The sequence below is a fragment of the Clostridium sp. K04 genome (assembly GCF_019734375.1).
Classification (GTDB): Bacteria; Bacillota; Clostridia; order Clostridiales; family Clostridiaceae; genus Clostridium; species Clostridium saudiense.
In genome coordinates this window covers 1-13081 of record NZ_JAASHD010000002.1, presented here as the reverse complement: position 1 = coordinate 13081, position 13081 = coordinate 1, and the positions used below count along the sequence as shown (strand labels likewise).

At 26.7% G+C, this 13081-nt stretch carries 10 protein-coding genes; 2 read left to right on the top strand and 8 right to left on the bottom strand.

Annotation, left to right across the window (positions count from 1 at the left end):
- Window positions 1-104: 104 nt before the first annotated feature.
- The 4 genes from srtB to HCG70_RS01160 all read right to left on the bottom strand — a co-directional run bounded on the left by srtB (window position 105) and on the right by HCG70_RS01160 (window position 7423).
- Window positions 105-794: a class B sortase gene (gene srtB, locus HCG70_RS01175; RefSeq protein WP_052330594.1), complete on the bottom strand. Its 690-nt coding sequence runs from the start codon at window positions 792-794 to the stop codon at window positions 105-107.
- Window positions 795-941: 147 nt separating this feature from the next.
- Window positions 942-5792, bottom strand: a complete 4851-nt coding sequence (locus HCG70_RS01170; protein WP_221697387.1) for a pectate lyase-like adhesive domain-containing protein — start codon at window positions 5790-5792, stop codon at window positions 942-944.
- A gap of 852 nt (window positions 5793-6644) precedes the next feature.
- Complete coding sequence (locus HCG70_RS01165; RefSeq protein ID WP_042402438.1) at window positions 6645-7094, bottom strand: NUDIX hydrolase; 450 nt, start codon at window positions 7092-7094, stop codon at window positions 6645-6647.
- A 65-nt stretch (window positions 7095-7159) separates the two neighbouring features.
- Entirely contained in the window at window positions 7160-7423 is a 264-nt protein-coding gene (locus HCG70_RS01160; RefSeq protein WP_042402435.1) for a hypothetical protein, read from the bottom strand.
- 165 nt (window positions 7424-7588) lie between these two features.
- Between HCG70_RS01160 and HCG70_RS01155 the strand changes: the two genes are divergently transcribed.
- Window positions 7589-8287, top strand: a complete 699-nt coding sequence (locus HCG70_RS01155; protein WP_042402432.1) for a YoaK family protein — start codon at window positions 7589-7591, stop codon at window positions 8285-8287.
- A gap of 80 nt (window positions 8288-8367) precedes the next feature.
- On the opposite strand, the gene HCG70_RS01150 is transcribed toward HCG70_RS01155, so the two are convergent.
- Window positions 8368-9543 (bottom strand): macrolide family glycosyltransferase, encoded by a 1176-nt coding sequence (locus HCG70_RS01150; RefSeq protein ID WP_055291456.1) that lies wholly within the window; start codon window positions 9541-9543, stop codon window positions 8368-8370.
- A 29-nt stretch (window positions 9544-9572) separates the two neighbouring features.
- Window positions 9573-9998, bottom strand: coding sequence for a helix-turn-helix domain-containing protein (locus HCG70_RS01145; RefSeq protein WP_221697386.1), 426 nt, complete (start codon window positions 9996-9998; stop codon window positions 9573-9575).
- 280 nt (window positions 9999-10278) lie between these two features.
- On the opposite strand from HCG70_RS01145, the gene HCG70_RS01140 reads away from it, so the two are divergent.
- Window positions 10279-10659 (top strand): hypothetical protein, encoded by a 381-nt coding sequence (locus HCG70_RS01140; RefSeq protein ID WP_042402421.1) that lies wholly within the window; start codon window positions 10279-10281, stop codon window positions 10657-10659.
- A 114-nt stretch (window positions 10660-10773) separates the two neighbouring features.
- Here HCG70_RS01140 and HCG70_RS01135 read toward each other — a convergent pair whose 3' ends face one another.
- Together HCG70_RS01135 and HCG70_RS01130 are read right to left on the bottom strand one after the other, a co-directional pair.
- A complete protein-coding gene (locus HCG70_RS01135; RefSeq protein WP_042402417.1) occupies window positions 10774-11646 on the bottom strand; it encodes a radical SAM protein in 873 nt (290 codons plus the stop codon).
- Window positions 11647-11801: 155 nt separating this feature from the next.
- Entirely contained in the window at window positions 11802-12659 is an 858-nt protein-coding gene (locus tag HCG70_RS01130; protein WP_042402414.1) for an AraC family transcriptional regulator, read from the bottom strand.
- Window positions 12660-13081: the final 422 nt, after the last annotated feature.

Below are 13081 nucleotides of genomic sequence, written 5' to 3'. Positions count from 1 at the left end.
TTAAAAGCTATTGATTTTCATCAATAGCTTTATTTATATAAATTTTCTCATATATAACTTTATCAATACTTTTAAATCTTTCAAAATAAAATAAGATTAGTAAATTATTGTTCTTTATCTATAAGCTTGCCTGTAACTACCAATCTAGCATCATCAAATTCATATGAACATGTTGATAAAGTTATAATTTTATCATTTTCATTGACACTTATATCTGATTTATATATTGATTTATTTTTTATTCTCTCTAAAAATTCTTTATATTCATCTTTGTCTTCAAAACTAGTTTTAGTATAATTATCATTAATATCTGTTATATATACAGAAAAAACCTTATATTTTAAATATTGACCGTTACTTAACTCTATTTCTATATCATTATTATTGTAGAAAAAGTCTTCTTCTTTATATTTTTTTAAATTTGCAAACATAGTTCCATTTTTCATGTTATGTCCAAATAATACGGTATTTTGATCATCAAATCCATTATTTAAATAATTCATAAATATTGAACCTGATACTATGTACTCATTATTTATATCTTTATATAAATACTCTTCATTATCTTGTCCTTGAAGAATTGGATAATTTATATTTGTATTATCAATTTTTATCCACCCTCTATAATCTATATTTTTTTCAAATAAATTATCACTTTCTTCCTTTTCTTCTCTAATTAAATTATATACTTTATCCGCATCATTATATTCTTTTAATTGATGAATTATTTTATATGCACATATAACTATTATTAAAGTTAAGACTATATTAATTATACTTTTAAATATTTTCATTAAACAATCCCTCATTTTTATCTTATAATTTATAAATTTTTCTCATAATATAACTTATCAAAACTTTAATTTATATTATTAATGTAAATTAAAGAAAATTGTAACCTATATAATAGATTACAATTTTCATTTTGTTAATATATAATATTATTTAATTTCATCTTTATTAGACTCATCTTTATTAGACTCATCCTTATTAGCTTCGTCTTCACCTATTACAGTAACTTCTCTTTCTACTACAGTAATATTTCCATCTCTATCTTCAACAGTATATTTAATTATATATTTACCTGGAGTATTGTTGTCAAAGTTTCCTAAATCAACATTAACTTTCAAATCATCTATAGTATCACGATCATCTGTAATTACAATTCCATCCATTGGGTCAAAAGTATTTCCTACTTCAATTGTAATATTAGTAATTTCATCAACTACAGGAGATTCACCTTTATCATTTACACTTGCCTTTAACTTTTCTAAAGTTTCTTGAATAAGTGTTAATCTACTATTGGTCTCCCATTGATTTAATGAGTTTGTTTTAATTAATTCTTCAGTTTCTGAAATTAAATCTTTTAATTCATTAACAGCCTCTTCTGGATATTGTCCACCTAAAATACCAATTAGATTTTCATTAACTATTTTATCATAGAATGAATTTGCTTTATTTATTTCTTCATTTAAATATTTATAATCAACAGTTGCAGGAGCTAATGGAATTTCTACATCTTTGTATTTTGAATATCCATCATTTACTTTTGATAATGCATAATCTTCTGTTGATTCTGTTAAAGTAAGATTGCCTGAATTATATCCAACTGTAATATCTTTTTCAACATATGTATTTCCAGAAGCTATAAATTCTCCATTCTTATATGCTTGTTGTGCTCTACCACTTATTGTTATTTGATCTCTATCATCGCTTAAGAACTGATTTTTATATATTACGAAGTTTTGAACATCTCCAAAAGCATCATTCCATGTATTTGTTCCTGTAGTTCCATCAGCATTAGTAACTTTAAAACTTAAGTCATCTCCATCTCTAAAGCTTTGGTAATATAATATTCCTGTACCTTGTCCTCCAAAGTTTGTAACTTGGTGGAATAAGTTATTATATATAGTTGTATTATAAAGTATACATTCTTCTTGAGTTAAATCACCATATATATAAGTTAATACTGGTACATCATAGAAATGATTTGAACCTATATATGCATTTTCACCATTTCTTATTTTTAATCCTCCAGCAGCTCCATTTTCCATACCCTTGAAGTAATTTCCATATATATTTAAGTTCTTATATCCCTTAGAATATATTATATGGTCTCTTCTTTGTCCATCTTTATCACCACTTAACGTAAAGTTTGATAATGCAGGAAGATTTATTGTTGATAAATCAATATCGTCTGTTATTTTATAAATTCCTTCTGGGAAATAAATTTCTCTACCATGTGAAGCAGCATATTCTATAAGCTTCTTTAGGTTTTCAGTATCATCTGTAACTCCATCCCCAGCTAATCTAACATAAGTTCCATCAGGATTTTTAACTTCAGTATTTTCTTTAGCATTTATAACTGTTTGAATAATCATATAGTCAGTTGTCTGCTCTTTATACTTTTTATTACGCTCTTCTCCTGTTATTCCAAATAAATTAAGATAATACTCACTTAGAACTTTTTCTTCCATATCATTTTCGTATTTATTATATATACCATTAGGTACAATAAACTCATTTTTTTGGAAATGTCCATCAAGCATCTCTAAGTTAGTAACTCCAACATTTATATTAGACTCTTCTTGTTTTATAGAACCAATTACTTCTACACGCGAATCTATATCTTTATCTCCTCTAAGAGTTCTTGATCTTGTAATCATTATTCCACTGTTGTTGTCTTTAGTAGAACAATCCTTTAAATTAACCGTACTACCATTAACAAATATACCGTATCTAGTTGAATTTTCTATATTTACAGTATCAAGAAGTATATCACGTGAATTATAAATATTAACTCCTATATCTGTAGAATTTCTTACTGTTAAATCTTTTAATACTATATCATTTCCTTTTAGAGTTATACTTGCCAGCTTATTTAAATCAATGACATTACCTTGACCTTCAATAGTTATATTAGAACTAACTTCTAATTCACTAACATCACTTCCTAAAATACTTAAGGCATTTTCATCAATTGTAATATCATTATTAATATGCAATACATTACCGTTGTTGCTTATATTTTTTACAAAATCCTCAGCTGTTTTTATATTAACATCTACTCTTGAGAAATAGTCTACTGTAGCTTTTCCATTACTATCTTTCTCAGTTCCATGTACATATAATCCTTGATTGTCTATTATTGTACTATCTTTTTCGTTCTTCTCTTTTATTGTTTGCATATGAACAGTATCATTAGTATAAACATTTTTAGATAAAATTTCTACAGTTGATTCGCCTCTAACTTGAATACCTCTATATAAGTTATTACTACTAGATATTTCATCAATTTTAACTGTAGATTTATATATATCTACTCCAACTGTACTTCTTTCTTCTTTTGGTAAATCTATACTCTTACCAGTTAACTTAACTTTTTTCAAAGTTGTATTTGTTGCCGTATATACACTTAATCCAGTTGTTTTATAGTTAGTAATTTCAATTTCTTCTAATGTTGTATCTTTTCCACTTACTTTAAAGCTATAAGTATTAGCTAAATCAAATTTATGATTGTTACCATAAATTGTAACACTACTTTTTGATATATCTAAATTTTCAGTAAATGTAATATCTCCAGCTATAGATATGGCTACATTCTTTAACTCAACAGCTTTTTTCAATTGTTCAAATGTCGTTACATTTTCAACCTTACGGATATTATAATATTCTCTAACGTTTCCTGAAGCATCTTTCTTTTCATCTGTTTTATTATATTGATTAGTCTTATCTATTATTTTATTGTTGTTTTTACCATTATTAACTAAGCTTATAAGGTCATCTACATCATTTGTATGTTTATTACCACCTAAAAGCTCAACTTCTGCTCCATCCCTTACTAATATTCCACTTTGTTTATGATTTGAAGTTATTATATTTTGAATTTTCACAGTAGAGTCAAGTGCAATATCTAATCCAACTGAGCTTTTAGCACCATCTCCTATTAACTCTATATCTTCTAAAGTTATATTTTTTGCATTATATACTAATAACCCCTGTGATGTATATCCTTTAATCTTTACTTTACTTATCTTAGAACCAGTTGCTGTTGATTTAATTGTTATCTTTTTCCCCTCAGCTAAAGTAATAGTTCTATTGTTACCATTTATTATTACATTTTGTCCTGATATTTGAAGTTCCTCTTTTAATTCAATATCTTGATTTAAGTTTATAATTCTATTACTTTGTGATACTGCAGTTATTAACTCATCAACCGTGTTTACTTCCTTAGTTTCAAAGAATCCATAATATATTTCTTGTGTGCCTGTACCACCTTGAGTTCCTTGAGAAGTTTGAAGATATTGATTAGTATCATCCTTTATTGCACTTGGTTTTTCTCCAGTAGCTACTACAACTTTAATTATCTCTTTATCATCAGTATGAGTATTTCCACCTACGAACTCTACATCAGATTCATTCTTTAAAGTAATTACGCAGCTATGATTGCTACTTTTTATAGCATTCATTCTTGCTTTAGAATCAGATAATTCTATACCAGTTGAATTTTGACCCTTAACCCCTGTAAGGCTTATATTATTTAAATCAACACTTGACTTACTTCCTAACCTTATTCCAACAGTTTTATGATTTGTACTTGTTACATTTTCTATTTTTATATCAGTAGAGCCATTAAGATCTATTGCCACTAAACTCTTACTTCCATCACCTGTTAAGTTTATATTTTCTAATGTTATATTATTAGTTTTATATAAGAATATAGCTTGTGACCCATAATTATTAATATTGATATCACTTAATTTAGTACCTTCTGCTGCTTGCTTTACTGTTATCTTTTTACCAGTACTTAAATCTAAATTTCTTCCTTCTCCATTAAATGTTATATTTTTACCTGTTATTATTAATTCTTCATCTAATTTAATATCTGATTTTATATTTATAATTGAGTTATCTACTGCTACTGCGGCCTCTAATTCTGTGAAGTTATTTACATTTATAATTTCTCTAAAACTATAAAATGTATTTTTCTTATCTGTTTCTGTTGTTTCAGATGTTTGAATATATTGCTCAGTAACACCTAAAATTTTGTTTTCACCTTCTGTGTTTAAAACAACATCTTTAACTGCAAATTTATCATTTTTATGAACATTTCTTCCTTCAAATGTAACTGTTGATTGCTTTCTTACTCTTATTCCAGCCTCTTTATGATTTTCACTTTTTATATTATTAATTTTTACCGTAGCACCTGCTAAATCTATTCCTACTGTACTTTTATTAGGTGTACCAATAACCTCTACAGTATCTAAAGTTACATCTTTAGCATTATCTACTGCTATTCCTATTTGTTCATAATTTACAACCTTTAGATTATTTAATACAGTACCTGTTGCTGTTGATTTAACTACTACCTTATTTGTAGTATTATTTAAATCAAGTTTATTTCCATTACCATTAATAGTTATATTTTCTTTTATTATATTTAAATTATCAGTTAAAGTTATATCTTTAGTTATATTTACAACTGAATTTGCCACTGTTATAGCATTTTTTAGTTCATCAAAAGTTTCTACATTTACAACCTTAGCCCTATAATTTGTTGTTGTAGTTGTTACTACTCCTGAAGTTGTATTTGAGTCACTCTGTGTTGTACCAATTTCAAGATATTGCTTTTCAACATCATCTATCTTATTAGGATTTTCTCCAGTTTTTGTTATATTTTGAACATCTACTTTATCATTTTTATGAGTATTTGTTCCTTTTAATGTAAGAGTTGAGCCATTTTTCACTCTTATTCCACTATATTTATGGTTTTCACTTTTTATATTTTCCATTTCTACAGTAGATCCATCTAAGTCAATTCCTACATTAGCTTGGTTAATTGAGTATCTTCATTAGCATCTGATATATGCTCTTCTTTTCCTATGGATTCAGTTTCCGGATTAACTTCAGCTATCTCTTCATTTGGTTGGATTACTTCAGAATCTTTATTTATCTCTTCTAATCCACTTTCATGATTTGCTTCAGTTTCATTATCTATAGATTGTGTTATTTCTACAGTTTAATTTTTATCCGATAATTCGCCTTGCCTAATATCACAATAAGCAACATTATTTGAAATCATAGCAGTTATCAGTGTTCCTGTTATCACTTTTTTCATTAGTATCCCTTCCTCCTTAATCTGATATAGTTTTATACTTTCTACATATACTTTTCACCAAATTCTCTTCTTATCACTTCACACCTTTCCCCTATTTTAAGTTAATATAATTTATATTAAGTCCACATAAACATTATAAAATAATACATCTAGTATTATAAAAACTATATATGATATAAATTGTATATAAAAATTCATTTAATTACTTTATAAACACCTCCTGTCTTTTTCTTCATTTTTCTACAATTTTCTCACATAAATTTGCTTATATTGAACTTATTTTTAAAATTTCTCTCGTATTATACAATAAACTCTTTAATTATATAACTTATAGTATAATATATTCTTTAATGTAATTAAAATTTAAATTAAACATTTTTTTATCATATGTTACCTATAAAATTCACTTCATTTCTCTTTTGGATTTTCTATACCTCTACAAGAATTTATCACCTATATTTATGAAAGAATCATAATAAAAAAAGTTATTAGGCTTGTTTTCCTAATAACTTATATTTATAACTATTTATAAATTGTAATATTGTTCTATAAATACCTTATGACTTCTAGGTATATTTTCTGGTAACTCATTATAACCAAAAAAACGTAAATCTTTAGTTTCAAAATTATCTATACTTAATTTACCACTATAACTTTTACATACATATCCTATTGTTATAAAAAATGCCTTATCTCCATGTGGAAATTCAATAAAACAATTTTTTCCCGAAGTTGTTCCTAAAAGCCTTAATTCATTTATATCTAAACCAGTTTCTTCTTTTGCTTCTCTAATTGCAGTTGCTTCAAGTGATTCACCTAGTTCCGTAATTCCGCCTATTAATCCCCACTTATAAGGAAATGTTCCCCTCTTTTGTAATAATATTTGATTATTTTCATTTATTATTAATACATTTACACCTGTTAAGTTTATTGAATCATGACCTACTTTTTTTCTTATGTATTTAACATAATCCATATTTATAACCTCACCATTTTCATTAACCTAAAAAACTTATATTATACTTACAATTAAAATGTATATTATTTACCATTTATAACTTCCCATTCTAAAAGTAATGTTGCTAATGCTAAAATTGATAATATTGCATTAGGAAATGTTCCTAGCCTTTTAAAACTTGAAAAATCTATTAAAAATAATACCCAAACTATTGCTGTAATAATATGCAATGTAATTTTTACATATTTCTTACTTATAAATGTCTTAAAAGGACCTTTTTCTTTAATATTATTTTCTTTTTTTACCATTGGTTTTTTTGTATTGTTTTTACGTTTCTTCTTAGCCATCCTTTGTCCTCATTTCTATATACATTAGTCTTACATCTTATTATATACTATTTTCATTGATAAAAATAATGATATTAGTGTATAAATACTAAAGATATTTTTCTGATATAGGGCATACTATATACGTCATTGATAGAAATACTTAGATCTTAAAGGTGAATTTATATGAAAAATAATAATCATAAAACACACAAAACACCTCCATTTGAAAGGCCATTATTTATAATGATAATAACTTTTGTTGGAGGATATATGAATGGCTACACCTACATCACAAGAAATAATACATTGGCTAATATGCACACTGCCAATATGTCTAAATTTGGAATTAATATTGCACTTGGAGAATGGCTAGAGGCACTACATTATTTTATTCCAATCTTAACTTGTATATTAGGTGCTGCATTTAGCAAATTAATTGAAACTATACTTATAAATTTTAACTTTAAAGGAGACTGGAGAAAGTTTGCCCTTATATTAGAAGCAATTTCATTATTTATAATAGGATTGCTTCCTACTTCTTTTCCAGATATTATAGTTACGAATCTTGTTTCTTTTTTTATGGGATATCAATTATGCTTATTTAGAACATGTCTTGGTGTTCCATTCAATACAACAATATGTACCGGAAATATTAGAAGTGTTGGGTTGTTTTTATTTGATGCATTAGATATAGAAAATAAGGAATCTTTTAAAAAATTAATCACTTTTACAGTTCTTACTTTTTCTTTTGCAATTGGTGCTATTCCCGGAACTTTAATATCTCTTGCTTTAAGTGTTAAAGCTGTGTGGATTTGTAGCTTTATATTATTTTTACAATCGTTTTGGATATATTCTTATGAAAATAAAATAGGAAAAATTTAAATTACCTATTAAGTTGAAATAAAAAGACAGTATGTTATTATATATATTTTTTTACATACTGTCTAAAACTACAACTTAATTTACTTGCTTTCATCTATAATTTTTAATATTACATCAGCTGCTCTCTTTGCTCCACCTGCATTATGAAAACTTTTTGATATATTCTTTGAATTTTCTTTATATTCATTACTGTTAATAACTTTAATAACTGCAGATTTAATATATTCTGGCTTATCTTTTTTTAACATAACTCCTGCCCCCAACTTCTCAACTCTCTCTGCTACCATTTTTTGTTCTGAATGTTGTGGAAATAGCACCATGGGAATTCCATAATATAAACTCTCATTAATACTATTCATTCCACAATGAGTAATAAATATATCTGTTTCTTGAAGCACTTTAATTTGTTCAACAGAATTTTCAATCTTAAAGTTACTAGGTATATTTCCTAAATTTTTAATATTAGTACTATTCCCTATAGACATGATTACATCAAAACTAGTATCTTTAAATGCCTTTATGCAATTTTTATAAAATTTAATATTTTTGTTATTAACTGTCCCAAGCGAAATATATATTCTCTTCCTATTTCTTTCCTTAATCTCAACTATAGTATTAGCTACAGATGGCCCTACAAAATAATACTTATTAGAAAAAGTCTCTACCATAGGTTGAAATTCTTTTGATGTATATACAATAGTATTTGTATCATTATCATTGTTAACAATAGAAATAAAATTCTTTACATCATATCCTTGCTTTCTTAAAAGCTCTATTTTTTTATTAATCCTTCCCATTCCAAAAATCATACGCATTATTTCATTTAAACCTTGCTTCATCATCCTTGCTGTATGCTCATTAAAAGCAAATGTTGTTGTAGAGCATATATATGGAATATTTAATTTTTGTGCAAATAATTTCCCCCAAAAACTTAACGAATCTGATACAATACAATCTGGTTTAAATACATCAAGATCACCACAAACCTTTTTATCTAAAGCTAAAGTAGTGTCTACAATCATTTCTATTAAAGCTGGAAAATCCTTTCCTACTTTCTTCTCATCTTCTGGTCTAAGTTCTGGTAAATATTTATCACAACAAATACATTTTGCACCTGCAGATTCAATTTTGTCTTTAAACTCTTTAAATGAATAATATACTACTTCATTTCCTCTAGCTACTAACTCTCTAATCACTTCTATTGTTGGATTAGTATGTCCATGTGCAGGAATACAGAAAAAAACTATTTTACTCATATCTTTCACCATCCTTTATATGGTTTAACTTATTCATCCTTCATGGCTAATCCCATATTTCCCACGAAATTTATTAAATCACGTTGATGAACAATTCCAAGGCCTCTTTCCTCATCTCCTAGTATCAATAATTTATCACCTGCATTTATATTAAATACAACTCTTGCTTCCTTTGGAATCACAATTTGACCCCTTTCTCCAACTACAACAGATCCAAAGAAGAACTTTCCTTTAGGTGGTACTCCAATTCCTGTTTCTTCTTCTGAGTGATTAACTAAATCATCTAATTTAACGTTATATAAATTTGCAAGCTTTATACAACTCTCTATATCTGGATTAGATTCTCCATTTTCCCATTTTGCTACCGATTGTCTAGAAACATTAATCTTCTCAGCTATTTCCTCTTGCGTATATTGATTCTTTTTTCTTAGACTCTTCAAATTCCTACTAATCATACTTTTCATATCTCCTATATTTATCTTATTAAAATTATTAATTACTTTCTATCAACTAACCTTAACATTCATATATATATTTATATACATTTACTTATTAATTAATAATTTTATTTTTACATATCCTTTCCGTGTTTCTACTGCTATGTTCTATATAGCTAAATTTTTAATTTTATAATTCTCTAAGGTTCCATATAAAAAATATTTTTATTTAACTTAAACAAACTCTCATTTTCTAAATATTATATATTATACAATCTAATGATAGGAGATGAGATACATGTCAAGACATTATTGTAATAAAGAATCATCTTGCTGTAATAACAACTGCTGTAACCCTTGTGAAGGCTACAGCAATGGTGTATTAGGCTTTGGTAACTCCTTTTTTTATATACTAGCAATTTTATTAATATTTGGTGGCGGCGGCTTTGGTCCAGGTAGCTTTTTCGGAGACTATAACAATATATATCGCTGTAGTGGATTTAATACTGGTTGGTGTAATGATAGCGGATCTAACAATAGTATCTTTAATAATAGCAACTTTAGTTCTAATACACTTTCTAACTCCAACTTTTCTAACTCTAACATTGCTGGGCTAATTAGCGGTCTTTCTGGTAATGGTAATTTTGATATTGGTAACCTTACTGATTTTACAAATTAAGCAACCAAATAAAAAGCTATTAGGAACTTTAAACCTAATAGCTTTATCTATTTCTACATTAAAATCTTCTATTGTCTTTAACTTAATAATAATTATAACCATATTAAACTAACACTATATATCAAAACTTACTTGAATTTCGTTATTTTTTTCTTCAAAAGTTTTCATATATTTAAAAACCTCTTCTACTCCACAAATAATATTATTCTTCTCACAAGTTTCTTTAATAATTTTCATTAATATTTCATGATTTTCACTTACTACTTCATAACTATTACCATATTTACTTATATACTTTTCTCTTAATCCTTTAAAATTCTTATCTAAGTTTTTATAATAGTACTCTCTATTTCCATCTCTTAATGTTAATCCAATACCAAATACTATAATTCCTTTAACTTTAGCTTCTACACAATAATTTAATATTCCCCTTATATTTTCTTCAGTATCATTTATATAAGGTAAAATAGGCGTTAACCAAACAACAGTAGGAATATCATTATCCCTCATTACCTTTAACACTTCAAATCGTTCTTTAGTAGTAGAAACATTAGGCTCTATTATTTTACATAACTCTTCATCATAAGTTGTTAATGTCATCTGTACAATACACTTTGATTTATTATTTATACTTTTCAACAAATCCAAATCTCTTAATATTCTGCTAGATTTAGTTTGTATTGCTAATCCAAATCCATATTTTTCAATTATCTCCAAACATTTTCTTGTATTTTGAAGCTTTTCTTCTAATTGAATATATGGGTCACTCATTGCCCCTGTTCCAATAACACACTTTTTCCTTTTTTTCTTAAGTGCCTCCTCTAATAACTGTGGTGCATTAACTTTAACTTCTATATTTTCAAAGACATGATTCATTCCATAACAAAGACTTCGTGCATCACAATATATACATCCATGAGTACATCCCCTATAAATATTCATTCCATTATTACTAGATAGTATTCCTTTTGATATTACCTCATGCATATACCTGTAACTTCCTTCCTTAATTACTTTAATGAAATGTAAATATCAAATTTAGCATTATCATAATCTTCATTTAAATATTCTTTTAAATAAAGCCATATGCTTTCACATACAGCTTATTATTTTTATATCAATGTAATCTATTATTCTTGGAACTACTTTTTCTTTACTGGAATCCAAACTTCACAATAGTAGTTTTCATCAAAATTCCCTTTTTCATACTCACTTGGATCACTATACATTTCTATATTATACCCTGCAGCAATTTCATAGTCTATACAGTTTGGTAACCACTCTGCAAATATTTTTTTATTAACTTCTTGAATTGATGATGGCATTGGTCCATAACAAGGGAAAATAGCCCAAGTAAACTTTGGAATTGTTTTAACTACATATCCTTCCATTCCTTCTTTTTCTTTAGAATAATCCTCTGCAATAAGGTACTCAAATTCATCCCCACCCATTTCTACATCAATATTAACACCATACATTCCACATATCTCTTTTAATTTTCCTTGTGAAATATGCTCATTCCAAAATGCAGGTACCTCCATAAATGCCGAATCATATTTAAATTTCTTAAAAGCTCCTATAACCTTGAACTTATCTTTCTCAACTATTTTGTAATCCATAATATATCCACCTTCCAATGAAAATTTGATTTTAAGGGGAACAAATGATTTTATCATTGCACCTTCCTTACGAACAGCAGATGGTGTAACTCCATGAAACCTTATAAATGCTTTAGTAAAGCTGTCTGGAGAATCATATCCATACTTTATTGCGATATCTATTATTTTTTCATTAGTGGATGAAACCTCACTGCCGGCAAGTGTAAGTTTTCTTCTCCTAATGTACTCACTTAAAGAATAACCACATAACATTGCAAATCCTTTTTGAAAATAAAAAGGAGAAATATTTACCTTATCTGCAATTTCATTTACGGATAAATCCTCCGTAATATTCTCTTCAATATAAGAAATAGCTTCTCTAATGCTTTCAATCCATTCCATAATTTTTACCCTCCCATTGCAATTCGTTAACCTAATCTTACTATCATGAAAAATTCATATCCCGACTTTTTAAGCTTTCTTTTGTCTTGTATTATAACATAAATCAATAATTCCACTAACATTCTTGTTCTTTACAAAGATATTTCCTTCCTATATACCCAATAAACTAATATAGGTTCTATTCCCCCTATCTCATAATCAATTATCTTATTCTCTTCTTCTAAAAGACTATCTTTAAATAAAAAATAAACTTTTTCTTTCTAGCTTCTCAATAAAAAATAATAAAATAGCAGATGAATGTGTGATATGCTCCCTTTATAGTAGACAGTTAAAATAATAAAACTATCATTACTATAGAGGGAGCAATTTTTATGGGAAGAAAAGCTAAGATATCATATGAAATTAAATTTAAATTTATAGAA